The sequence below is a fragment of the Flavobacterium sp. W1B genome (genome assembly GCF_047344965.1).
Lineage (GTDB): Bacteria > Bacteroidota > Bacteroidia > Flavobacteriales > Flavobacteriaceae > Flavobacterium.
Map to the genome: position 1 here is coordinate 858,760 of NZ_CP178845.1, position 23,219 is coordinate 881,978.

A 23,219-nucleotide genomic window follows, 5' to 3' on the forward strand; every position below is an offset into this window, starting at 1 on the left:
GACCTGACTGAAAACGAGAATTGAAATCGGAATAATTAACAAATATTTAAAAGCTTATGAAGCAATAATTACGTATAATACAAATAGAAAACCTTACTTTTGTGAGTTATAAAAAGAATTAAAATTTAAAAATGGATCTATTTATCAAGCTTTCTCAATTTTTATTGAGTTTATCATTACTTATTATACTTCACGAATTAGGACATTTTATTCCTGCTAAATTATTCAAAACTAGAGTCGAAAAATTCTATTTGTTTTTTGACGTGAAATATTCCCTTATAAAAAAGAAAATCGGCGAAACGGAGTACGGAATTGGTTGGTTGCCTTTGGGCGGATATGTAAAAATTTCCGGTATGATAGACGAAAGTATGGATAAAGAACAAATGGCTTTGCCACCACAACCTTGGGAATTTCGCTCTAAACCAGCTTATCAACGTTTGATTATTATGTTGGGCGGGGTTACTGTAAACTTTATTTTGGCTTTTATCATCTACATAGGGATGGCTTTTACCTATGGCGACACCTATATTGCTAATGCTGATTTGAAAGACGGTCTTTTGATTGAGAATCCAGTGATGCTAAAAGCAGGTTTCAAAACGGGAGATAAAATCTTGGCGGCTGATGGAACAAAAATTGTCAAGTTTGACAACGACATCAACATGAAAATCATCTTGGCCAAAGAGGTACTAATCGAAAGAAATGGTATCGAACAAACCATAAAAATGCCTAATGATTTTGTGGACCAACTTTCGAAATTTGAAAAAGGATTATTACTTGATTTCAGGATGCCATTTGTAATAGGCGCCATTAGTGATGAGACTGCCAATGCAGAACTGAAACCTAAAGATGTTGTTTTAACTCTTAACGGGCAAACTGCAAAATACTTTGATCAGGCTAAAATCATCTTAGAAAACAACAAAGGTAAAACTATTGTTGCAACAGTTTTACGTAACCAAAAGGAAGAACAAGTTCATGTCGCAATTAATAAAGAAGGAAAACTGGGTGTTCAACTAGGTGCATTGGGTCTTTCATCTCTAGAAAAAATGGGGTACTATAAAGTGAGTACACAAGAATTTAGTTTCTTAGAATCCATTCCTGTGGGAATTGAGAAAGGAAAAAACCAATTAGTAGGTTACGGAAAACAGCTAAAAATGATTTTCAGTCCAAGTACGGGTGCATACAAACAAGTTGGCGGATTTAAAGCCATATTTGATATTTTTCCTAGTAATTGGAGCTGGGAAGTTTTCTGGTCTATCACAGCTTTGCTATCAATTATGCTTGGAGTTATGAACTTATTACCTATTCCGGCGCTTGATGGTGGTCATGTAATGTTTTTATTGTATGAAATAATTTCAGGCAAAAAACCAAGTGATAAATTCTTAGAAAACGCACAAATGGTTGGTTTTGTTTTACTTATAACCTTGCTTTTATTTGCTAACGGAAACGATATTTACAAGGCAATTATCGGGAAGTAAAAAAAATAAAAAAAAGTTTGATTTTTATTTGCAAAAACCAAATGATAGCCTATCTTTGCACCGCTTTACAACTGAAACAAACATCACAATAAAGCATCAAAAAAGATTAAAAAGTTCTTATATATAAAAATATACAGTTTCCTTCTTAGCTCAGTTGGTTAGAGCATCTGACTGTTAATCAGAGGGTCCTTGGTTCGAGCCCAAGAGAGGGAGCTTTTTAAAAAGCCTGACAGCAATGTCGGGCTTTTTTTTGGTCTAAACTGAACAAAACACAACTTCACCGTGTTTTATTGAATCAGCTGCAAAAGTTGGGGATTAGGCAAATTTTTATTTGCACAAACCAAATGATAGTCTATCTTTGCAACCGCTTCGACAAATAAACAACGTCAACAAAAGCACAATAAACACGTTCCTAATCGCATTTTAAATATACAGTTTCCTTCTTAGCTCAGTTGGTTAGAGCATCTGACTGTTAATCAGAGGGTCCTTGGTTCGAGCCCAAGAGAGGGAGCTTTTTAAAGCCTGACAGCAATGTTGGGCTTTTTTTGTTTCTATACTTTATTAAAAAAATCTTTTAGAAAGTCTCTCCACTTTTTCTTTACTTAAAATTAACTTGGTAATGTTAGCATCACTTGTGCTTAACGAAAGGATCACTATTTCCATAAAATCCATTAACTTCTATAAAATTTCTTCGCTGTTTCTTTGTCAAAAATAATTTTAAAAAAGAATCATGAAATTTAATTACCTAAAACAACTCGGGCTTTTATCTGTAGTAAGTTTATCGGCGGTAAGTTGTCAAAATGACAATAACGAAGATAAGCCGAATGCTTTAATTGATTTTAATACTTCATCGATGCCGGCTTTGGTAGTGGCTAAGGAAGGCTTCGAAAACCTAAAAATTACTTCATTAATCAGCAGTACTGATGTATTGTCACAATCTCCTTCTTTCGTATATGGAGCACAACCTGACGGAGCTGGATTCATGAAAGATCCAAACGGAGACGGTTACATGATGATTACAAATCACGAGATATTAAAATCGGTTTCCAGAGTCTATTTTGACAAAACATTAAAACCTATAAAAGGAGATTATATCGTTGACGGAATTGGAGGCTTGACCAGATTGTGCTCTGCAACCTTAGCTACTCCAGCAATTCACGGATTTGGACCACTATTTTTAACCGCAGGAGAAAGTGGAGAAGAAAGTATGGTACACGGAATTGATCCTTTTAGCTTAAGCAGCCAAAAAAGCAGAACAGATCGCGTTTTACCAGCCTTAGGTAAAGCAAGCATGGAAAATGCTGTTCCGCTTACAAAAGCCGCTTATACGGGCAAAACGGTAATTTTAATTGGCGAAGACCAAAGCTATTCAACTGGACACACTAGTGCTGGACAAGTCATCATGTATGTAAGTGATGTTGTTGGAGATCTTACCAATGGTAAACTATATGCCTTAAAAAGAAATGACGGAGTTCAAGTTGAAACTTCTATGACAGTAGGCAACTCTTTTGATGTCTCTTTTGTTGAGATTCCAAATGCCAAGAACTTAACCGGAGCGGCAATCAATACGGCTGTAAATAATTTAGGAGCTATTCGTTTTTCAAGAGTGGAAGATGTAGATTACAGAAAAGGTTCTGCCAAAAACAATAGAGAAATTTATTTTACGGCTACTGGTCAAGCTAGCGGTGACGCTCCAGTTTCTGGATACACGATGTGGGGAAGAGTATACAGATTAGTCTTGAACGACAACAATCCATTATTAGGAAAATTAGAATTAGTAGTTGAAGGCGATTCTACTCCAGGTACCGGAATTATAAATCCAGATAACATTTGTGTGACCGAAAACTATGTTTACATCCAAGAAGATGGAGATTCTTACTATGCCGCTGCGAAACACGATTCTTATATCTGGCAATACAACATCGCCACAAAAGCGAACAAACCTTGGTTGACCATGAACCATAAAAGGGATGACGCCGTTTGGAACGCAACTTACAACCAAACGGGAACAACCAAATTAGGAAGTTGGGAATATGGAGCTATGGAAGACATTTCTGATGTGATTGGAGTTCCAAACACATTTATCGTTAACATTCACCCGCACACTTGGCAAAAAGACGCTTTCTTAAATCCTGACGGAAGTGGCGTAAACACTAATAAAGAAGGCGGTCAAACCGTAATTATCAGAAACGTTCAAAAATAATTTTTGACACCAATTAAACCAAGGCAACCTCCATTATGGGTTGTCTTGGTTTATATATTACCTAAAAAATGAAATTGTCCCAAAAGAATTGTAGCCGAAAAATCATTCTTATTATCAACTTTACTCTTGCCTTCTTTTTATTAGGTTGCGAAAAAGAATACGTACCCTTGACCCTACAGCAAGAGCTATTAGCAGATGTTGAGAAGTTTGAACAAATAACAAATGATTTTCAACACATCTCCGAAAAAGAAACTGACCAAAAAAAGATTCACCAAGCTTTCCAATCGGCACGACTGTCCTATAAAAAAATAGAATGGGCTGTTGAATATTTCACTCCGGATCCGGCTCGGTTCATTAATGGTCCTGCTTTGGATGAACTGGAAGTTGCCGAAAACAAATTTTTACCTCCCAATGGTTTTCAGGTAATAGAAGAACTACTTTACCCTGATTACGACCCAAAAAACAAAACCGATTTAGTTCGTGAAATAAAAATGATCAAAGCTAATTTGAATCAGGTCAAGCAAAGTTTGAGCGTGATCACCATTTCTGATGATTATGTTTTAGATGCTTCAAAAATGCAGATCAACCGGATTCTAGCACTCGGAATCACCGGATTTGATTCCCCAATTGCTTTACAATCGATACCGGAAACAAAAGCAAGTTTGAACGCCTTAGGTGTTTTGATTAGCAAAATGAACTACAAGGGAAAGATGTCAGAGCTGATAGAAAAAAAGATAGTGAAGCTCTGCTCAGAAGCAGCCAAATATTGCCAAAAAAATTCGGATTTTAACACGTTCGACAGAGCTCATTTTATCAAGAATTTTTTAAACCCAATCAGCAAAAATCTGATTGTCTTTCAGAAAACAAATGCCATAAAAAACATAGACCGAAATAACGCCCTCAATCCAAATGCTACAACCATTTTTGACAAAGATGCCTTTGATGTAAATGCTTTTATCCCTTCAAAAGAATACCAATTTACCACCCAAAAAGCGGCTTTGGGAAAACAACTATTCAATGAAAATTCTTTTTCAAAAGACAAAACCAGAAGTTGTGTTTCCTGCCATAATCCGGAGCTGGCTTTCGCCGATAATTTGAAAACCAACACCTCTTTAAAAGGTGGAAACCTGTATCGCAATACACCTACACTAACCTATGCGTCCTTGCAGAATGCCCAGTTTTGGGATATGCGCCAATTGGATTTAGAAAAACAAAGCACAGATGTGATTCAGAACAAAGAAGAAATGCACGGCGACATATCCAACATTATCGGAATCCTAAGCAAAGACAAAGCCTACCAGAAATCATTTCAGGCAGCTTTTCCAAAATCCAAGAAAATAGAAGAATGGCAAATCCAAAATGCTTTGGCGAGTTACATCCGTTCCCTAAACGCATTCGATAGCAAATTTGACAAATACATGCGAGGAGAATCAAATGATTTTACAACCGAAGAAAAACTAGGTTTCAATCTTTTTTCAGGCAAAGCCAAATGTGCTACTTGTCATTTCATTCCGCTATTTAACGGAACGGTTCCACCAAAATTCAATAAAACCGAGCACGAGATTATTGGCACACCCGAACATAAAAACGGTCTGAAAATAAGTCCCGATTTGGGAAGATATATCCAATACGAAATGCCCCAATTAAAAAACGCATTCAAAACGCCAACGCTGAGAAATGCTGCAGTAACCGCTCCTTACATGCACAATGGCGCATTCTCGACCTTAGAAGAAGTTATCGATTTTTATAACAAAGGCGGAGGACTTGGCTCTGGGATAGCAGTTGACAACCAAAGTCTGCCTTCGGATGAATTAAAACTCACCGAAAAAGAAAAGAAAGCCCTAATCGCTTTTATGGAAACCTTAACCGACGAAAAATATCAAGATTAAATCATAAATAGGCTTCTTGACCTATATAAACGCTGTTTTTATTTTTTTTGCTTTTCTTCCAAGAAAAGTTTTTTAAGAGACCGTCCGTTCTGGATGGTCTCTTTTTTTCGCTCCTAGCTTCACTAAAAAATAATATCAATTTTTTAGAATATCACTTAGATACTGTTTTTAATAAATAATGATTTACTTTTAATATAAACAGGTAAAATAACTCATTCATCACAACACTTTATAACTGCTTATTAACGATGTCTACCTTTAGTTTCCCCGTTTTTAAACCTTTGCCTGTAACGCTAAGTTCCATCGTTCCGGTTTCTTCTAGCGATTGCAACACCACCACTAATTGTCCACTAAACAACTTCATTGTAGGCAAATGAAATTGTTCTAATGAAGTTGCATCACCATTACAGGCTGCTCTGTATTTTCCTTTTCCGTTTACCTTAAATTGCAATTGGTTAGTAGCCGTAGGGCAAGGAATTCCGTTTTTATCAACTACCGAAACAGTAACAAAAGATAAGTCTTTGCCATCGGCTTGAATTGTTTTTCTATCGGCGTTAAGCACAATTTTGAATGGCGTTCCTGCGGTATGCATTTCTTTTTCGGAAACTGCTTTTCCGTCTTTGTCATAGGCAACCACTTTCACGGTTCCTGGCTCGTATTTTACATCCATCCACATCAAACGATATCTGTTTTGAGGGCTAGAAGTATTCTTTTTTTGAATTCCCATACTTTTGCCATTTACAAAAAGCTCTGCACTTTCGTAATTGGTATAAACAAAAACGGGTGTTACTTGACCTTCGCGTCCTTCCCAATTCCAGTGTGGTAAAATATGTAGGGTTTCGTCTTTCTTGTTCCAACGGCTTCTATACAAATAGAATCGATCTTTGGGTAAACCCGCTAAATCATTAATCCCAAAATAAGAACTACGCGATGGCCAGCTCTCATCATAAGGCGTAGGTTCGCCTAAGTAATCAAATCCGGTCCATACAAATTCACCTATAACCCAAGGTTTATCATCTTGAAGAACAAAATCTTCATCTGGTACATTAGACCAGCTGCAGGCTTCTAAATCATAAGACGAAGATTGAAAATCAGCATATTGTTTGTTTTTTGCTTGTACCACCGGAAATTTATAAATCCCTCTTGAACTTACTGTAGAAGCGGTTTCGGAACCCAAAATAAATCCTTGTGGAAATTTGTTATAAGCCTCTTGGTATAGATTCACTCGATAGTTTAATCCTGGAATATCCAGCAAGGCACCAAAACCAGATTCCATAGTTGCTTTTACCTGATCCATTCCTACCGTTACCGGTCGCGTAGGATCTTCTCTATGAAAAATATCTTGCAGCCATTTGGCACGCTTTGCTCCGTCTGATCCCCATTGATCGGGAACTTCATTGCCGGAACTCCACATCACAATACAGGGATGATTCCTAGTGGCATGAACTAAATTAACAATATCTTTTTCGGCATATTCCTCAAAAAATCGATGGTAGCCATTTTCAACTTTGGGTTTAGCCCATTCATCAAAACTTTCAGCAAGAAATAAAAAACCCATTTCATCACACAACTCTAATTGCTCTAAGGAAGGCATGTTATGCGAACTGCGAATCGCATTACAACCCATATCTTTTAATATGGTTAATTGACGACGTAAAGCCGCTATATTTACTGCCGCTCCTAATGGTCCTAAATCGTGGTGCAGACAAACCCCTTTGAATTTTGTTATTTCTCCGTTTAAACTAAATCCTTTGTTCGCTTCATACTTTATCTCCCGAATTCCAAAACGAGTGCTAACTTCATCTTTTAACTCATTCCCTACAAACCATTGCGAAACGGCTTTATACAAATACGGATTCTCAGGACTCCATAATTTCGGATTGTCAACTTTAATATTTTGATCCAATTCCTTTCCAAATTGGGTAGTCGCTTTATCCGAATTTAAAACTTTTCCATCCGCATCAAAAATAGTAGTCACTAGATAACCATTTTCTCCGGAAACCTTCGTTTTAATATTTACTTTAGCAACTTCGGCACTAATAAATGGTGTTGTAATATTTGTACCCCACTGCTCTATGCTCTCCTTGTTTTTGACAATCAGACTGACTTTTCTATACAAACCAGCCCCAGGATACCAGCGAGAGGCAAACTCTTTATTGGTTAACTTAACAGCCAAAGTATTTTCTCCCTCTTTAATAAACTCAGAGATCTCAAAATAAAAATAACCATAACCATAGGCCCATTCTCCTATTTTTTTCCCGTTTAAATAGACTTGTGGCTCGCTCATCGCTCCTTCAAAAAGCAAAATCACTTTTTTAGTTTTCTCAGTAGCAGTAATTGTAAATTTATTTCTATACCAAGCGGAACCTATATGTGGCAATGCGCCCGTTCTTCCTGTTTTTTCAGAAGCTACATTTTCTCCGTTTTGAACAATAGCTATATTTTGCTTGTCTACTTCTTTGTTAAAAGGTCCGTAAATTGCCCAATCATGTGGTACTGTTACTTTTTCCCATTTGGAATCATTAAAACTCTCTTGAGAAGCATTTTCATAATTTCCTTTTTGAAACCTCCAATTACTATCTAATTCTCTTACTGTTCGTACTTGTGAAAAAGTGATTTGTGTTATTATTAATAAAGTAAAGAGGAAAGTTCTAAGCTGTATCATTTAAAATAGTTTGTATTTATTTCTATACTTGATTTAAGGGCTACTTCAGGAGTTGTGTTTTTATTTTTTCCGAAAAAGTAATCCTAATCTAATTGGCTATAAACTTAAATATTAATTTAAAATAATCCGTTATTTATTAAAGCTTAAAAACCTTAGGCCTTTCAACAAACTGTAATTCAGCGATAAAAAGAAAAAGAAAATCACCACATTTTTTACTATCTTTAAATCTAGCATGCTTTAAAAAATCAAATCATGAATAAAATCCAATTTCTGTTATTAGCTTTCTTTTTTTCCAGTAGTCAGGCACAAACCAATCCGAACGATATACCACTTCAAGATGAAGTAAAAAATTGCAGCTTTGAAACCGTAGCCAATGGTATTCCCATTCCTTGGGGTATGGCTTGGTTGCCGGACGGTTCGCTACTTGTAACCGAGAAAAGTGGTATACTCTATCACATCAAAAACGGTCGGAAATCTCAAATTAAAAATGTTCCCGAGGTCTACAACCACGGTCAAGGCGGTTTACTCGATATTGCTTTGCATCCCAATTATGCGAAAAATCCCTGGATTTACCTTACGCTAGCTTCTAGCGAAGGAGAAGGTAAAGGCGGCAATACCCAACTTATCCGAGCCAAACTGCAAAACGGAAGTCTGTCCGCAATTGAGTCACTATACAAATGCGCGCCTAACACCACAAAGGGACAACATTTTGGTTCCCGAATTGCGTTTGACAATGCCGGATATTTGTATTTCTCCGCTGGGGAACGTGGGGATCATTTTGTAAACCCTCAGGATATAAACCGTGATAACGGAAAAATATACCGTCTGAATGATGATGGCAGTATACCGAAAGACAATCCCTTCGTGGGGAAAACGGGCGCAAAAGAAGCCATTTATTCTTATGGGCATCGCAATCCTCAGGGTTTGGCTAAAAATCCGGTTACAGGAGCGATTTGGGAGCACGAACACGGTCCGAAAGGAGGTGATGAAATCAACATCATAAAAAAAGGAGCTAACTATGGTTGGCCAATCGTTACCTATGGAATCGATTATGACGACAGTACCATCAGCACCAAAAAAGAAAAACCGGGTATTGAAAATCCTATCTACTATTGGGTTCCTTCAATCGCTCCAAGCGGAATGGCATTTGTAACCTCTAACCGCTATCCCAATTGGAAAGGACATTTGCTGGTGGGTTCCTTAAAATTCCAATACCTCGAACTGTTAAAATTAAAGGGGAATAAAGTTATCGCCCGACAAAAAATAGCCACTGACATTGGACGTGTGCGAAATGTCGTTCAAGCTCCGGACGGCTATATTTACATTGGTGTGGAAGGAAAAGGAATTATAAAAATAGTTCCCAATAAATAACTCTTCCGAATACTATTTCAATAAACAGCTCGTTCTTTAAAAAGCTATATATTTAATCCCCAAGATTTATTTTTTATGAAAAATTCCGCAATAGCCTTCATTATATTTTCTTCACTATTTATTGTTTCCAGTTGCAATCAAAGCAAAGCTGCAGACGAAGTGGATTCAAAAAAAGAAGAAAAAGAAACAAAGACGATAGTAACACCCGAAGCCACAAAGGAAATAACATCGACTACAATTGACACAGCTGATTACAACAAAAGAATGTTGGCTTTAAGCAATAACGACACCACCGGAAAATGGCCTGTAAAAACGTCATATCCTCTAGCCGGAGCTATATTGCCTTACCATAGGGTTATTGCCTATTACGGCAATCTGTATTCTAAAAGAATGGGCGTTTTAGGAGAATTTCCCCGTTCAGAAATGATTCAAAAATTACAGGGAGAAGTTGCTAAATGGCAAGCTGCAGATTCTACTATGAAAGCTATCCCTGCTTTGCATTATATTGCAGTAACGGCACAAGGAACACCCGGAAAAGACAATATGCACCGCATGCGCATGCCTTTTAAACAAATAGACACCATTTTGAGCTGGGCAAAACCCATTGATGCTTTAGTGTTTTTGGATGTACAAGTGGGGCACAGCAACGTTAAAACCGAGGTCAGCGAACTGGAGAAATATTTAAAATTGCCCAATGTACATTTGGGAATTGATCCAGAGTTTTCATTGAAAAACAAAGAAATTCCGGGATCTAAAATTGGTAGTTTTACCGCTGATGATATCAATGATGCCATTACTATTCTCGCTAAAATTGTCCGTGAAAACAAGTTGACTCCAAAAATACTTGTTGTACACCGCTTTACACAAGGCATGCTAACCAATTATAAAAAAATAAAAATAGTACCCGAAGTACAAGTTGTGATAGACATGGATGGTTTTGGCAGTAAAGTTTTAAAAAGATCAACTTATTTGAGTTACATTTATAAAGAACCAGTTCAGTTTACCGGTTTTAAATTGTTTTATAAAAACGATACTAAGAACAATCCTAATGGAATGTATACGCCTGAAGAACTCCTTAAATTCAAACCCAAACCCGTTTACATCCAGTATCAATAAATTGAAAATTCATAAATTTTTGAGGTATGAAAAAAGTTGTGTTTCCTGTTTTAATCTGTCTTTTTTTGGTCATTAGTTGCCAACAAAAAAAAGAAACTGAAGTCAAAAAAGAAGTCTCCAAACTATCTGCTAATGGCGAAGAAAAAATGGAGCCTAAATTAACAATAGCTGATGCAACCACAATACTATCCAAAAAAGAAGTGCCGGTGTTATGTTACCATCGCATCCGGAACATCCTTGCTAGTGACGGTAATGACATGAAAACCTATTCGGTAAACCCATCCGATTTTGCCGGACAAATGAAAGCCTTGAATGATAATGGTTACCAAACTATCTTACCAGATCAATTGTATAATTATTTAGTATATGGTAAATCTTTACCCAAAAAACCGATTCTAATTACTTTTGACGACAGCCGCGAAGAACAATTCAGTATAGGAGCAACCGAAATGAAAAAATACGGTTTTAAAGGTGTGTTTTTTATAATGACTGTGAGTCTTAATAAAGCTGGATATATAACAGACGCTCAAATTAAAAATTTATCCGATGAAGGACATAGCATAGCGGCACATACTTGGGATCATCACATGGTTACAAAATATTCCGGAAAAGATTGGGAAACACAATTTGTAAAACCAAAGGCTAAACTTGAAAAAATTACGGACAAAACTGTAAGCTATTTTGCTTATCCGTTTGGTTTATGGAATGAGGCTGCAATTCCCGAATTGAAAAAAAGTGGTTATAAAATGGCTTTTATTTTATCTACCAAAAGAGATGTTAGCAATCCCCTTTTTACCGTTAGACGCATTATTGTTCCTGGCGGCATGTCTGGGCAATCTCTATTGAAAAACATCGAAAAAAAATTTAATAAATAGTCTTGAAATAATTTCCATAAAAAAAGCCTTGTTTTATCTATAAAACAAGGCTTTTACTATTTAAATAAACGGTGTTGATTATCTATTAGACAACCAACCTTGTGGATTAGTATAAGTTGTATTCTGTGAAAGTAAAAATTTCAATACTGTTTTACCCGTTTCAGAACTTGTTCTTATTCTTCCCAAACTTTGTTTTTCATTTACTTTATCCCCTTTACTTACTGATACTGAACTCAGATTTTGATAAACCGTAAAATAATCTCCGTGTTGAATTACCACCGCCTTATTTATTGGAGATAAAACAATCACACTGGTAACTTCCCCACCAAAAACGGCTCTTGCATTAGCGCCATCATTGGTCGTAATTTCCAGACCACTGTTGTGAATAACCAGCGAAGTATAAACCGGATGCGCCTGGTCTCCGTAACCTAATGAAATAAATCCTTTTTCTACAGGCCAAGGTAATCTTCCTTTGTTTGCTCTAAAACTATCAGCTATCAATTTGGATTCTGGTGTCAACTCAATTCTAGAAGAAGAGACTGGTGCTTTTGCGACAGTAGCAGCTACTTCTTTTGGAGTTGCCTTAGAATTATTTGCCAATGCCTTTGCTTTTGCTCTTTCCAAAGCCGCTTTTCTGTTTGCTTCAGCAATTGCTTCACGAATTAAACGATCAATTTGTCTGTCAATTGTTTTGGCTTCTCTCTGTTTTTTACGAATGTCTGATACAATTCTGTTTTTGTCTTTTTTAATAGAATTGACCAGTTTTTCCTGTTCTCTCTTTTCTACCTCAAGAGCTTCTCTTTCTTTTTTGTTTTCGGTCAATAACTTTTGTTTTGCTACTTTTTGAACGTTCAATTTATCATTATAGACCGCTAGATCAGTAGACTTAGATTTTATCTCCTCTCCTTGATTTTTTCTAAAACTGGTATACTGTTTTAGGTATTGTGCTCGTTTATAAGCTTGCAAAAAATTCTCTGAAGACAATATGAACATTGCTCTACTTTGTTCAGAACGGCTTTTGTATGATTTCACGATCATCTTAGCATAATCCTCTCTAAGAACATCGAGTTCTCTGTTGAGTTTATTGATTGCCAACTGATTGATGTACATATCATTTGCCAAAAGTTTCGTTTGCTTTTCGGTAGTATTAATCAGGATTTCTTTCAGCCTTATCTTGTTTTTTTGAATCGTAAAAATATTAACTGCCGATTTTTCCTTTGATTTTACAGACTTCAATAACTTTTCGTTATCTCTGATTTCCTGTTGAATCTGGGCTTTTCGCTGTTCTAACTTTTCTTGTTGAGAGGACTGACTCCAGATAACTGAAGTCATGCATAAAAATAGTAGGCTTAGGAGAAATTTTGGCATCTTAAAAAATTATTTTTGCAAATTTACTTAATTATAACTCTTTTGTATCCATTTGGAATACTATATGGAAAAGAAAGTTCTTCATTGAAAGAAATGGTATTATAATCCAAATTAATTTCTGTTTTTCCTTTCTTTTGGTAGGTGTTTATAATTACACTTGTAGGTATAACGACTTCGTTAAACACTTTGTTGTTAGCATAAGCAACCTGAATCATTCTGCCTTCGGCCGTTTGGGTTATTTCCTGTTTTTTAACACTGAAATTATCCGCATCAAGATAGAAGGTTTTTTTAGTGTTTTCATTATTCACATCATCCAATCGATACAATTGCTCTACTAAAGATTCTGTATATTTTCCCTCTTTTAAATTATCTAAAGCTTCTCCAACTAAGAGATTTTGAATTTTATTATAGTCCAAATCGGTGCCCAACCATTGACTCAAAGAACTGAAATCGCCTTCAAAATAAGTGCCTTTTATTTTTTCGTAATAACTCACCGCTGTCGGCGTTATTGATGCTTTGGCCATCGTAATTCCCAGAAAACGAATACTTACCAGAATTTGTTCGTCCTTCTTAATTTTTATCTCAGCACTGACATTTTGTGTTTGTTTGTCATCGGCATATCTTGCATCTGCTTTTATGTATAATGTAGAAAAATCATTTTTATTGTTGTAATGATTTTCTATTATTTTTTTGGACTTCATTTCAATAGCCGGAACCGTTGCTGATGCTACTAAAGCTTTCGATTTACAGGACACGAGCGTGAGTGAACTGGCGGAGCAAACTATGAAAACCGCTAGTGCTAAATATTTTTTCATCTGAATTTTATTGTTTTAATAATTGATTGGCTTTGGAAAAATAGAATTCTTTTTTCTTAAAATCTCCCAAACCATTGTAAGCCTCGCCCAGTTGAATATTGAAATTTGTTTCCAATGTTTTGTCGTCAACCAGATAATCCAATCCCATTTCTAATATGTCTTTTGCCTTTTTAAACTGCTTCAATTGGTTGTAGCCCAAACCGGAATAATAATAAAACTGCGGTTGTGTTGGAAACAGTTCCACCATATCCATTGCTTTTTTGTTTAGCAATTCAAACTTTTTCGTTTCAGTATAAGCCTGAAGCAAAAGCAAATTAGTTTCGATATCTGTCTCGGCGCCTTTTAAAATCGCTTTATCGTAATATCCAATCGCTTTATCCCATTGTTTTTTGTTGTGATAAAACTTTCCTATTTCTTTGGCCACATTCACTTCCGGGTCATTGTCAAAATAACCAACGGCTTTTTCTAAAGCGTCCGCAAACTGTGGATTTGTGTTTGTGAAAATCAGAAATTCATTCAGAATTCGGTGCTTTATTTTAGAATCGATTTTAGAACTAGCCAAGGCAATATTCATCGATTTTACTGCTTTTTCTCCGTCCTTATTTTCTAAATAACTTTTGAATAAACTCACCTGCGTCCACTCAGAAGTAGGAATTTCAGTTTCTAATTTTCGCGCCGTTTCCAGCATTTTATCGGTTTCATTATTCTTAGAATACAAATAAATCAGCGAAATATAATTGGATTCCTCTTTAGGATATCTACTGATTTGCTCAATCAAATTGGCAATTTCCGTATTTTGATATTTCCCTTGGGATAAAATCTGTATTTTGTATGATTCTCTTCGATCTGATTTTCCCGAAGTTTCATTGAGTTCATTAATAAGCTCCAATGCCTTGTCAAATTGACTTGTGCTCATATAAAGTGAGGTCAGATCTTCCTTGAACTTAGGGTCAAAAGTAATCAGCTTTTGGATTGTGATAATTCCTCGATTGAAATCCTTTGTCGCATAATCCACATCATACATTCCTATCCAAAACCATTTATTAGTAGGGTCAATTTTTGTAGCATGCTCAAAAGAACCATAAGCATTTTTATAGTCTTTTAAGGCTAAATAATTTTTCCCTAATTCGAAATGGATCGTCGCATTTTCGGGCTCCATTTTCAAACATTTTTCTAACTCTAGAATCGCTTTATCATAGTTCTCAATTCCTTTTTGCTTCAATGCTTCGTAAAAATAATCCTGAAATTTATCCGTATTCAGCTTTATGTCTTCCGGTTCGGTTTGTGCCAATAGCAAGCTTGAATTGCTTAGCAAAACCGAGAATAGAATTAATAAAAATGAAACCTTTTTCATTGTCTTTTTATAAGAAACCTTAAAGGAAAACTAAAACACAATTAGCCGTTATTCCAATACGGAATAATCTCCGATACTGATGCTGGCAAAATTACCGTCAAAACTAGCATGGTTACCAATCATAGCATTATCTAAATTGGCATTTTTTATATGTACATGAGTTTGAATCAAACTGTTTTTTATCGTACTATCTACCACATGACATCCTTTTCCCAAGGACACATTAGGTCCAACAGTTGCATTGATAAGCACTACATCCTCCCCAATATAACAAGGCGGGATGATTGTTGCATTTTCTAGTTTTACACTAGGCGTAACAAGATTTATACCATCATTGTGTAAGAAGTTCAACATTCTAGAATTTGTTTCCACGGTTACATCTTTGTTTCCGCAATCCATCCAAGCACTTACTTCACCTGTTTTAAAGATTTTACCTTTTGCCATCATGTTTTTGATACCGTCATTGATTTGGTATTCGCCACCATTTTGGATGTTGTTGTCTAAAACATTTTGCAATTCTTGTTTTAATATGGCAATATCTTTAAAATAGTAAATTCCGATAACAGCCAAATCACTCACAAATTCCTGTGGTTTTTCTACCAATTCGACAATCTCACTATTTTCGTTCAATTTTACAACTCCAAAAGCCTCTGGATTTTCAATTTGTTTTACCCAAATTACCGAATCGGCTGTTGGATCTAATTCAAAATCTGCTCTAATCAAAGTATCAGCATAAGCAATTACAGCCGGTCCAGAAAGAGATTCTTTGGCACACATAATGGCATGACCGGTCCCAAGAGCTTCATTTTGATAATAAATAGTTCCTCTGGCTCCTAATTTTTCAGCAATAGCAATTAAATCCTGTTCTACTTTTTCTCCAAAACTTTCATGGATAATAAAAGCTATTTCTTCAATATCTTGATTTAAAACACCTGCAATATCTTCTACTAATCGGTGTACAATTGGTTTTCCTGCAACCGGAATTAATGGCTTAGGAATAGTTAATGTATGTGGACGTAGACGCGAACCGCGTCCTGCCATTGGTACAATTATTTTCATTAAATATTTTTTTAACCGCAAAATTCACGAAGCTTTCGCAAAGTTCACGAAGTTTATTTTATTTCTGTTTTTTTAAATAGTACAGCTGAATACTGCCAACTATTTCACTCCTGTACTTCCAAATCCGCCTTCACCTCTTGAAGTTTCGGTTAATTCCTGGACTTCAATCCAATCTGCGCGCTCGTGTTTGGCAATAATTAGTTGGGCGATACGTTCTCCGTTTTGGATCACAAAATCCTGATTGGATAAATTTACTAAAATCACCCCAATTTCCCCACGATAATCGGCATCAACTGTTCCGGGACTGTTTAAAACCGTTATTCCGTTCTTGAAAGCCAATCCGCTTCTTGGCCTCACTTGGGCTTCATAACCTATTGGTAATTCTATGAAAAGCCCTGTTTTAACGATCGTTCTTTCTAAAGGCTGCAAGGTTATAGATTCGGTAAGATTGGCTCTTAAATCCATCCCTGCCGAGGCTATTGTTTCATAGTTCGGTAAGGCATGTTGTGATTTATTGATAATGTTTATTGTCATTTTATACTATTTTATGATAAATAAAGACAAATTATAATTTGTCTCCAAAATTTTACAAAACTAACTAATTTTTACGTTTTATAATTTTGATTAATATTTCTTTTTCGTTGTGATAAATAAAATATAGGAATGCGATTAACAGTGCAATCCCAACGAAATAGTTCTCTCTAAAACCATAAAAAGATACGATTGAGAAAAGGATAGATAACGAAAGATAAGCTCCTATTTTCTTTAAATCGTAAGGTATAGGATAGTATTTGTTGCCCAGATAATAAGAAATCAACATCATACTTCCGTAAGCAGCAATAGTTGCAATGGCCGACCCCATATAACTCATACTTGGAATCAACAAATAATTAAGCGCCAAAGTAATTATTGCTCCTACTATTGAGATGTAAGCGCCAATATACGTTTTATCAATCAATTTGTACCAAACCGAAAGGTTCGTATAAATCCCCAAAAAGAAATTAGCCAAAATAATTAAAGGAACCACTTTCATTGCTACCCAATAGGAACTGTCACGAATCATCAACAATTTAAAAAGATCGGCAAATACAATTACCGATAATAAAATAAAAGAACCGAAGATGACAAAGTATTTGGTTACCATGGCATAAGTCTGCGGTGCATTTTTATCAGAGGCATGGCTGAAAAAGAAAGGTTCGATTCCTAAAGTATAAGCCGTTCTGTACAAAACCATGAACAAACCTAATTTATAACAGGCCGAATAAACTCCAACCTCAGATTCGGCAATATTAGCCGGCAATAATTTCGATAAAAGAATTTTGTCAAACTGTTCATTAATGGCAAATGCAATTCCTGCAACCATGATTGGCATACCATAACGCATCATTCGTTTCCATAATTTGAAATCAAATTTCCACTTTAAATAAACGTAATCCGGGGAAATTGCTACAAAAGTTAATAAACTTGCAATGATATTAGCCAAGAAAATATAACCAATTTGGAAGTTTTCTATGTACAAAGAACTCAAGAATCCATCAGGATTTGCATCAATTAATTTTGGCATATAAAGTAAAAAAAGTACGCTCAATATCAAGTTTATAAGCACATTCCCAATTTTTATTATAGCATACACCATGGGCTTTTGGTATGCTCTCAATTTAGAAAACGGAATAATAACTAGCGCATCCAATGCCAAAATCCAGATTGTATAGCCAATGTATTGAGAATCTATACCGGACCATCCGGCTAAAGTACCACGGAATAACAAGCCAACGAATAAAAAGACTATTGTGGTCCAAAAAATAGAAACCATAGAGGTTTCTACCACCGTTTTTTTATCGGTTTCATTATTGTAAAACCTAAAAAAAGCGGTTTCCATTCCATAAGCCAAAATAACATTAAAGAATATCATGTAGGCAAAAATCACAGACACTTTTCCATACTCGGCCTTTGGGAGTAAATCGGTATAAAGCGGTACCAGCAAAAAGCTGAACATTCGCGGTAAAACCGTAGCGAGTCCGTATATGGCCGTTTGTTTAAAAAGATTTTTATATAATCCCAAAATACTGTGTCTTATTAATTTTTAGAAAACAAAAATAACTAATTCTTTGGTTTATTCCTTGATGGATAGACAATGATTGGTTTTTCTTTTATACCGATGATTTTGTAGTAAAAAGTTTTGCTTTTTATTTTGTATTCCAAAACCGCTTCTGTAGATTTCAACTCAAATTTTGGCTGAGTTATTATTGGTGCTTTATTCCCATATTCTTTTAAGGAATCACTGTCTAAAATGAAATCATGATTGGCTTGCATTGGATAAAAATGAGCTACGAAGACACTGCTGTTTTCTTTTATAACCTTGGTTTCCTGATTCCTAAAATAGACTTTTTGCAAAAAAATCCCTTCTTCAAGCGGCTTCACAAATTCAATAAAAAAATCAGTCCCGAATAAAGATTGTCCATTTTCAACATTTCTTTTTTGAGAATAAACGGCAGCTATTTCTTGAGGAAAATCCAATTGATTATTTTGTTTAGTACCACAATATGATAGACCGAAAACGATCAAAATCAAGAACACTTTTTTATTGAGAAATCGCATTAGAAAATGATTTAAGATAAGCCTTCTTCGTTCAATATTTTCAGAAAATGAAAACCTTTAGGAACATAACCTTGGTTGTAATAAAAACGATGTGCAGTAAAATTTCCGGTAAAAGCATCAAGAACAATCATTGTGCAACCGGTTTCTTTTGCTTTTTCATCAATATAATCGGTCATCATTTTTCCGATTCCTTTCGAACGATGATCCGGATGAACAATAAAATTATCAATTTCTAAATACTTTCCGGACCAGAGTTTCGTACCCGACCATAATCCGCTAATACCTACGCAAACTTCGTTTTCAAAGACGGCCACTTGCCTGTAATTATGCGGAATCATTTCTTGAAGATAAGATTCGTATTTTTCTAAAGTAAATTTAGGGTATAAATGTTTCATCATCGCTATTTGAGCGAGCATTTCCTCTTTTGTGGTCAGTTCTTTAATATATAACTGCATGATCTTTAATTTAAACCCTAAAATTAATCAAAAAAAAAGAGCCACGAAAACCGTGGCTCTTAAATGTATTTAATATGAAATAATTTATCCTTTCAACGCTTCTGCTCCACCAACGATCTCCAAGATCTCATTAGTAATTGCAGCCTGACGGGCTTTGTTGTAAGTTAATTTCAATTGATTTCTTAATTCGGTAGCATTATCCGTTGCTTTGTGCATAGCGGTCATACGAGCACCATGTTCAGAAGCAAATGAATCTCTGATTCCTTTATACAATTGTGTTTTCAATGATTTTGGAATCAAAGTCAGTACAATTTCTTCTTTTGAAGGTTCAAAAATATAATCTCCTGCCGGAACATTCAAATCTGTTTTTATCGGTGCCAAAGGCAAAAACTGTTCTGTTTGAACAATTTGTGTAGCCGCATTTTTAAATTGATTGTAAATCAATTCAATCATATCATACTCACCCGAAACAAATTTTTGAGTTAATGTATCTGCAATAACAGCAACATTATCAAAAGTTAAATTGTCAAAAACAGTACTTTGATTAGCAACAACCGAATTCGTTTTGCTCAAAACATCGTTTCCTTTTTTACCAATGGCAAAAATATCAACTTGTTTACCCGCATAAAACGCAGCACGATTTTTGGCTTCCTTAATTACATTTGTATTAAAAGCACCACATAAACCTCTGTTAGAAGTGATGGCAACAACTAATACTTTTTTTACCTCACGTTGAGTGGTAAATTCTCCACCTATATCACCGTCAAGTGTAGCAGAAAGATTTTGTAATAATTCCGTTAATTTTTCGGCATAAGGGCGCATGGCTGTAATTGCATCTTGAGCTTTCTTAAGCTTAGCTGCAGAAACCATTTTCATCGCCGATGTGATTTGCATCGTAGATGAAACGGAAGTAATTCTATTACGTATTTCCTTTAAATTTGCCATTTTTATTATTTTGAATTATAAATTTTGAATTATAAATTATGGTGACCATTTAAAATTTATAATTCAAAACTTAAAATAATTTTAGTTGTATTTTGCTGAAACTTCTTTTGCTACAGATTGAATTACATCTGTAATTTCGTCTGTCAACTTTCCTGCTTTCAAAGCATCAAGTGTAGCTCTGTGTTTGTTGTTCATGAATTCTAAGAAATCTTTCTCAAATTCTTTCACTTTGTTCACAGGAACATTTCTCAACAAGTTTTTAGAACCAGCATAGATAATTGCTACTTGGTCTTCAACTGTATAAGGATCGTTCAAACCTTGTTTTAAGATTTCAACGTTTCTTCTTCCTTTTTCAATTACGTTCAAAGTAACAGCATCCAAATCAGAACCAAATTTAGCAAACGCTTCCAATTCACGGAATTGAGCTTGGTCTAATTTTAAAGTACCAGATACTTTTTTCATTGATTTAATTTGAGCATTACCTCCAACTCGAGATACCGAGATACCTACGTTAATTGCTGGACGAACTCCTGAGTTAAACAAATCTCCGTCAAGGAAAATCTGACCATCTGTAATCGAAATTACGTTTGTTGGGATATATGCAGAAACGTCACCAGCTTGAGTTTCGATAATTGGTAAAGCTGTCAATGAACCACCACCTTTAACGATTCCTTTTAATGAATCTGGTAAATCATTCATGTTTTTAGCAATTCCGTCATCAGCGATAACTTTACAAGCACGCTCTAATAAACGAGAGTGAAGGTAGAAAACGTCTCCAGGATATGCCTCACGTCCCGGTGGTCTTCTCAATAAAAGAGAAACCTCACGGTAAGCAACAGCTTGTTTAGATAAATCATCATAAACAATTAAAGCCGGACGACCTGAGTCTCTAAAATATTCTCCAATTGCAGCACCTGCGAAAGGAGCATAAACTTGCATTGGAGCTGGATCAGAAGCATTAGCTGCAACGATAACCGTATAAGCCATTGCACCTTTTTCTTCTAACATTTTAGCAATTCCTGCTACTGTAGAAGCTTTTTGTCCAATTGCAACATAGATACAAAATACAGGTTTTCCTGCATCGTAAAATTCTTTTTGATTTAAGATAGTGTCAATACAAACAGTTGATTTACCTGTTTGACGGTCACCAATAACCAACTCACGTTGTCCACGACCAACTGGGATCATAGCATCAACTGCTTTTACTCCTGTCTGTAATGGTTCAGTAACTGGTTGACGGAAGATAACTCCAGGAGCTTTTCTTTCCAAAGGCATTTCGTATAAGTCTCCACCGATTGGTCCTTTTCCGTCAATAGGAAAACCAAGTGTGTTTACTACACGTCCTACCATTTGTTCTCCTACTTTAAGAGAAGCAATACGTTGTGTTCTTTTAGCAGTTGAACCTTCTTTGATTCCTGTTGATGGTCCTAAAAGTACCACACCAACATTGTCTTCTTCAAGATTCAATACAATAGCCTCAAGACCATTGTCGAATTCTACTAACTCACCGTATTGAACATTTGAAAGCCCGTAAATACGAGCAATACCATCTCCAACTTGAAGTACTGTTCCTACTTCTTCTAGCGTAGCACCAGATTCAAAACCTTCTACTTGCTTTCTTAATATTGCTGATATTTCAGCAGGTTTGATTTCCGCCATCTTAATTTATAATTTAAACACTTTAAAGTGCAATAAAACTAGTTACTTAATTCTCTTTTTAATACTTGTAATCTATTAGCAACTGAAGCATTGTACTCTTTGTCGCCAATTCTTAAAATAAATCCTCCTATAATAGCTGGATCTATCGTATTTACTATTGTAATTTTTTTATCTGAAAATTCTTTTATTTTTTCAGAAACTTTCGCTTCTAATGCAGAATCCATCGGAGTTGCCGTAGTTACTTTTACTACTTGGTATCCATTGTTTTCGTCAGATAAAAGAATGTATTGAGAAACAATATCTCCTAAAATTTCAAATCTTTTGTTTTCGAATAATAAACGGAAAAGACTTTTAGTCAATCCAGTTGTACTTGCAAAAACTTCAGTCAAAGCACTTTCTTTAACAGTAACAGAAATGGTAGGATTTTGAATAAAATTATTCAATTCCTCATTCTCATTGATTGTTGAAGAAATCAAAGCCATGTCTTTATAAACTTCTTGCTCATTTCCTGCAGAAATAGCTAAGTCTAAGAATGCTTTTGCATAACGAATTGCTGCTCTAGTTCCTGACATAATTTTAGTTTAATTTTACGTCACCTAACATTTTCTCAACTAATTTAGTTTGAGCTTCTTTATTAGATAATTCGTCTTTCAATAATTTTTCTGCGATAGTAAGTGACAAAGTAGAAACCTGAGTTTTCAATTCAGCCATAGCTGCATTTTTCTCTGCTTCAATAGCCGTTTTTGCTTGAGCTATCATTCTTTCTCCTTGAACTTGTGCTTCTTTTTTAGAATCAGCAATCATTTTATCTCTCATATCACGAGCTTCTTTTAATAAAGAATCACGTTCCATTCTTGCCTCTTGTAAGATGCGTTCATTGTCAGCAGTTAAATTCTGCATTTCTCTACGAGCTGATTCAGCTGAAGCCAAAGCATTATTAATAGATTCTTCGCGACCTTTTACTGCTCCTAAAATTGGTTTCCAAGCAAATTTGCTTAAAAGAAGAAAGAAAACAAGGAAAATGATCGTTGTCCAAAAAATTAAACTCTCCGGTGAAGTTAATTGCATAAACTTATATATTTAAAAATTGTTTGTCGTTTGTTTTAAAAAATTTCCTGTAGCCAACCGCTACAGGAAATTTTAATTTTTAATTACTGTGCGATTAAAGCAACAACTACTGCGAAAAGCGCAACACCTTCAATAAGTGCAGCAGCGATAATCATAGCAGTCTGGATTTTTCCAGCAGCTTCTGGCTGACGAGCAATTGCATCCATTGCAGATCCACCAATTTTTCCAATTCCAAGACCTGCTCCGATTACAGCTAATCCAGCTCCGATTCCAGCTAATACCATAATAATAAATTTATATAGTT

General features: G+C 35.4%; 20 protein-coding genes and 2 tRNA genes. 8 read left to right on the forward strand and 14 right to left on the reverse strand.

Annotation, left to right across the window (positions count from 1 at the left end; genetic code table 11):
• The first annotated feature begins 131 nt into the window (after positions 1 to 131).
• The 5 genes from rseP to ACMDB5_RS03820 all read left to right on the forward strand — a co-directional run bounded on the left by rseP (position 132) and on the right by ACMDB5_RS03820 (position 5,567).
• Complete coding sequence (gene rseP / locus ACMDB5_RS03800; protein WP_413999692.1) at positions 132 to 1,475, forward strand: RIP metalloprotease RseP; 1,344 nt, start codon at positions 132 to 134, stop codon at positions 1,473 to 1,475.
• Between the two features lie 139 nt (positions 1,476 to 1,614).
• Positions 1,615 to 1,688: transfer RNA gene (locus ACMDB5_RS03805), tRNA-Asn, on the forward strand.
• Between the two features lie 224 nt (positions 1,689 to 1,912).
• Positions 1,913 to 1,986, forward strand: a tRNA-Asn gene (locus ACMDB5_RS03810).
• Between the two features lie 219 nt (positions 1,987 to 2,205).
• On the forward strand, positions 2,206 to 3,678 hold the full coding sequence (locus ACMDB5_RS03815; protein ID WP_413999693.1) for an alkaline phosphatase PhoX: 1,473 nt from the start codon (positions 2,206 to 2,208) through the stop codon (positions 3,676 to 3,678).
• A 68-nt stretch (positions 3,679 to 3,746) separates the two neighbouring features.
• Positions 3,747 to 5,567 carry a cytochrome-c peroxidase gene (locus tag ACMDB5_RS03820; protein ID WP_413999694.1) on the forward strand — a complete coding sequence of 607 codons (1,821 nt, stop codon included), beginning with the start codon at positions 3,747 to 3,749 and terminating at the stop codon, positions 5,565 to 5,567.
• Positions 5,568 to 5,796: 229 nt separating this feature from the next.
• Here ACMDB5_RS03820 and ACMDB5_RS03825 read toward each other — a convergent pair whose 3' ends face one another.
• The gene (locus tag ACMDB5_RS03825) at positions 5,797 to 8,232 is read right to left on the reverse strand and encodes a DUF4982 domain-containing protein (RefSeq protein ID WP_413999695.1); all 2,436 of its coding nucleotides are present in this window, start codon (positions 8,230 to 8,232) and stop codon (positions 5,797 to 5,799) included.
• A gap of 252 nt (positions 8,233 to 8,484) precedes the next feature.
• Between ACMDB5_RS03825 and ACMDB5_RS03830 the strand changes: the two genes are divergently transcribed.
• The 3 genes from ACMDB5_RS03830 to ACMDB5_RS03840 all read left to right on the forward strand — a co-directional run bounded on the left by ACMDB5_RS03830 (position 8,485) and on the right by ACMDB5_RS03840 (position 11,594).
• Positions 8,485 to 9,603 (forward strand): PQQ-dependent sugar dehydrogenase, encoded by a 1,119-nt coding sequence (locus ACMDB5_RS03830; RefSeq protein ID WP_413999696.1) that lies wholly within the window; start codon positions 8,485 to 8,487, stop codon positions 9,601 to 9,603.
• Positions 9,604 to 9,678: 75 nt separating this feature from the next.
• Positions 9,679 to 10,719 carry a hypothetical protein gene (locus tag ACMDB5_RS03835; RefSeq protein ID WP_413999697.1) on the forward strand — a complete coding sequence of 347 codons (1,041 nt, stop codon included), beginning with the start codon at positions 9,679 to 9,681 and terminating at the stop codon, positions 10,717 to 10,719.
• 26 nt (positions 10,720 to 10,745) lie between these two features.
• Entirely contained in the window at positions 10,746 to 11,594 is an 849-nt protein-coding gene (locus ACMDB5_RS03840; protein ID WP_413999698.1) for a polysaccharide deacetylase family protein, read from the forward strand.
• A 78-nt stretch (positions 11,595 to 11,672) separates the two neighbouring features.
• Here the strand turns inward: ACMDB5_RS03840 and ACMDB5_RS03845 are convergent, their stop codons facing one another.
• The 13 genes from ACMDB5_RS03845 to atpE form a co-directional block, all read right to left on the reverse strand.
• Complete coding sequence (locus ACMDB5_RS03845; RefSeq protein WP_413999699.1) at positions 11,673 to 12,962, reverse strand: murein hydrolase activator EnvC family protein; 1,290 nt, start codon at positions 12,960 to 12,962, stop codon at positions 11,673 to 11,675.
• Positions 12,963 to 12,985: 23 nt separating this feature from the next.
• On the reverse strand, positions 12,986 to 13,777 hold the full coding sequence (locus ACMDB5_RS03850; protein WP_413999700.1) for a DUF4292 domain-containing protein: 792 nt from the start codon (positions 13,775 to 13,777) through the stop codon (positions 12,986 to 12,988).
• 7 nt (positions 13,778 to 13,784) lie between these two features.
• A complete protein-coding gene (locus tag ACMDB5_RS03855; protein ID WP_413999701.1) occupies positions 13,785 to 15,131 on the reverse strand; it encodes a tetratricopeptide repeat protein in 1,347 nt (448 codons plus the stop codon).
• A 48-nt stretch (positions 15,132 to 15,179) separates the two neighbouring features.
• Positions 15,180 to 16,190, reverse strand: a complete 1,011-nt coding sequence (locus ACMDB5_RS03860; RefSeq protein WP_413999702.1) for a sugar phosphate nucleotidyltransferase — start codon at positions 16,188 to 16,190, stop codon at positions 15,180 to 15,182.
• 99 nt (positions 16,191 to 16,289) lie between these two features.
• A complete protein-coding gene (dut, locus tag ACMDB5_RS03865; RefSeq protein WP_413999703.1) occupies positions 16,290 to 16,724 on the reverse strand; it encodes a dUTP diphosphatase in 435 nt (144 codons plus the stop codon).
• Between the two features lie 64 nt (positions 16,725 to 16,788).
• Positions 16,789 to 18,252 carry an oligosaccharide flippase family protein gene (locus ACMDB5_RS03870; RefSeq protein ID WP_413999704.1) on the reverse strand — a complete coding sequence of 488 codons (1,464 nt, stop codon included), beginning with the start codon at positions 18,250 to 18,252 and terminating at the stop codon, positions 16,789 to 16,791.
• A 38-nt stretch (positions 18,253 to 18,290) separates the two neighbouring features.
• Positions 18,291 to 18,788 carry a hypothetical protein gene (locus ACMDB5_RS03875; RefSeq protein WP_413999705.1) on the reverse strand — a complete coding sequence of 166 codons (498 nt, stop codon included), beginning with the start codon at positions 18,786 to 18,788 and terminating at the stop codon, positions 18,291 to 18,293.
• A gap of 11 nt (positions 18,789 to 18,799) precedes the next feature.
• Complete coding sequence (locus ACMDB5_RS03880; RefSeq protein ID WP_413999706.1) at positions 18,800 to 19,243, reverse strand: GNAT family N-acetyltransferase; 444 nt, start codon at positions 19,241 to 19,243, stop codon at positions 18,800 to 18,802.
• Between the two features lie 84 nt (positions 19,244 to 19,327).
• Complete coding sequence (gene atpG / locus ACMDB5_RS03885) at positions 19,328 to 20,188, reverse strand: ATP synthase F1 subunit gamma (RefSeq protein ID WP_413999707.1); 861 nt, start codon at positions 20,186 to 20,188, stop codon at positions 19,328 to 19,330.
• An 81-nt stretch (positions 20,189 to 20,269) separates the two neighbouring features.
• Positions 20,270 to 21,847, reverse strand: coding sequence for a F0F1 ATP synthase subunit alpha (gene atpA, locus ACMDB5_RS03890; protein ID WP_413999708.1), 1,578 nt, complete (start codon positions 21,845 to 21,847; stop codon positions 20,270 to 20,272).
• 38 nt (positions 21,848 to 21,885) lie between these two features.
• Positions 21,886 to 22,419: an ATP synthase F1 subunit delta gene (gene atpH, locus ACMDB5_RS03895; protein WP_413999709.1), complete on the reverse strand. Its 534-nt coding sequence runs from the start codon at positions 22,417 to 22,419 to the stop codon at positions 21,886 to 21,888.
• Positions 22,420 to 22,423: 4 nt separating this feature from the next.
• Positions 22,424 to 22,915: a F0F1 ATP synthase subunit B gene (locus ACMDB5_RS03900; RefSeq protein WP_413999710.1), complete on the reverse strand. Its 492-nt coding sequence runs from the start codon at positions 22,913 to 22,915 to the stop codon at positions 22,424 to 22,426.
• An 83-nt stretch (positions 22,916 to 22,998) separates the two neighbouring features.
• The gene (gene atpE, locus ACMDB5_RS03905) at positions 22,999 to 23,199 is read right to left on the reverse strand and encodes an ATP synthase F0 subunit C (RefSeq protein WP_026708812.1); all 201 of its coding nucleotides are present in this window, start codon (positions 23,197 to 23,199) and stop codon (positions 22,999 to 23,001) included.
• Positions 23,200 to 23,219 lie beyond the last annotated feature (20 nt).

What these genes read in the sequence shown, in the direction of transcription:
- rseP (WP_413999692.1), top strand. Translation starts at nt 132, where the DNA reads ATGGATCTATTTATCAAGCTTTCTCAATTTTTATTGAGTTTATCATTA.
- ACMDB5_RS03815 (WP_413999693.1), top strand. Translation starts at nt 2,206, where the DNA reads ATGAAATTTAATTACCTAAAACAACTCGGGCTTTTATCTGTAGTAAGT.
- ACMDB5_RS03820 (WP_413999694.1), top strand. Translation starts at nt 3,747, where the DNA reads ATGAAATTGTCCCAAAAGAATTGTAGCCGAAAAATCATTCTTATTATC.
- ACMDB5_RS03825 (WP_413999695.1), bottom strand. Translation starts at nt 8,232, where the DNA reads ATGATACAGCTTAGAACTTTCCTCTTTACTTTATTAATAATAACACAA.
- ACMDB5_RS03830 (WP_413999696.1), top strand. Translation starts at nt 8,485, where the DNA reads ATGAATAAAATCCAATTTCTGTTATTAGCTTTCTTTTTTTCCAGTAGT.
- ACMDB5_RS03835 (WP_413999697.1), top strand. Translation starts at nt 9,679, where the DNA reads ATGAAAAATTCCGCAATAGCCTTCATTATATTTTCTTCACTATTTATT.
- ACMDB5_RS03840 (WP_413999698.1), top strand. Translation starts at nt 10,746, where the DNA reads ATGAAAAAAGTTGTGTTTCCTGTTTTAATCTGTCTTTTTTTGGTCATT.
- ACMDB5_RS03845 (WP_413999699.1), bottom strand. Translation starts at nt 12,962, where the DNA reads ATGCCAAAATTTCTCCTAAGCCTACTATTTTTATGCATGACTTCAGTT.
- ACMDB5_RS03850 (WP_413999700.1), bottom strand. Translation starts at nt 13,777, where the DNA reads ATGAAAAAATATTTAGCACTAGCGGTTTTCATAGTTTGCTCCGCCAGT.
- ACMDB5_RS03855 (WP_413999701.1), bottom strand. Translation starts at nt 15,131, where the DNA reads ATGAAAAAGGTTTCATTTTTATTAATTCTATTCTCGGTTTTGCTAAGC.
- ACMDB5_RS03860 (WP_413999702.1), bottom strand. Translation starts at nt 16,190, where the DNA reads ATGAAAATAATTGTACCAATGGCAGGACGCGGTTCGCGTCTACGTCCA.
- dut (WP_413999703.1), bottom strand. Translation starts at nt 16,724, where the DNA reads ATGACAATAAACATTATCAATAAATCACAACATGCCTTACCGAACTAT.
- ACMDB5_RS03875 (WP_413999705.1), bottom strand. Translation starts at nt 18,788, where the DNA reads ATGCGATTTCTCAATAAAAAAGTGTTCTTGATTTTGATCGTTTTCGGT.
- ACMDB5_RS03880 (WP_413999706.1), bottom strand. Translation starts at nt 19,243, where the DNA reads ATGCAGTTATATATTAAAGAACTGACCACAAAAGAGGAAATGCTCGCT.
- atpG (WP_413999707.1), bottom strand. Translation starts at nt 20,188, where the DNA reads ATGGCAAATTTAAAGGAAATACGTAATAGAATTACTTCCGTTTCATCT.
- atpA (WP_413999708.1), bottom strand. Translation starts at nt 21,847, where the DNA reads ATGGCGGAAATCAAACCTGCTGAAATATCAGCAATATTAAGAAAGCAA.
- atpH (WP_413999709.1), bottom strand. Translation starts at nt 22,419, where the DNA reads ATGTCAGGAACTAGAGCAGCAATTCGTTATGCAAAAGCATTCTTAGAC.
- ACMDB5_RS03900 (WP_413999710.1), bottom strand. Translation starts at nt 22,915, where the DNA reads ATGCAATTAACTTCACCGGAGAGTTTAATTTTTTGGACAACGATCATT.
- atpE (WP_026708812.1), bottom strand. Translation starts at nt 23,199, where the DNA reads ATGGTATTAGCTGGAATCGGAGCTGGATTAGCTGTAATCGGAGCAGGT.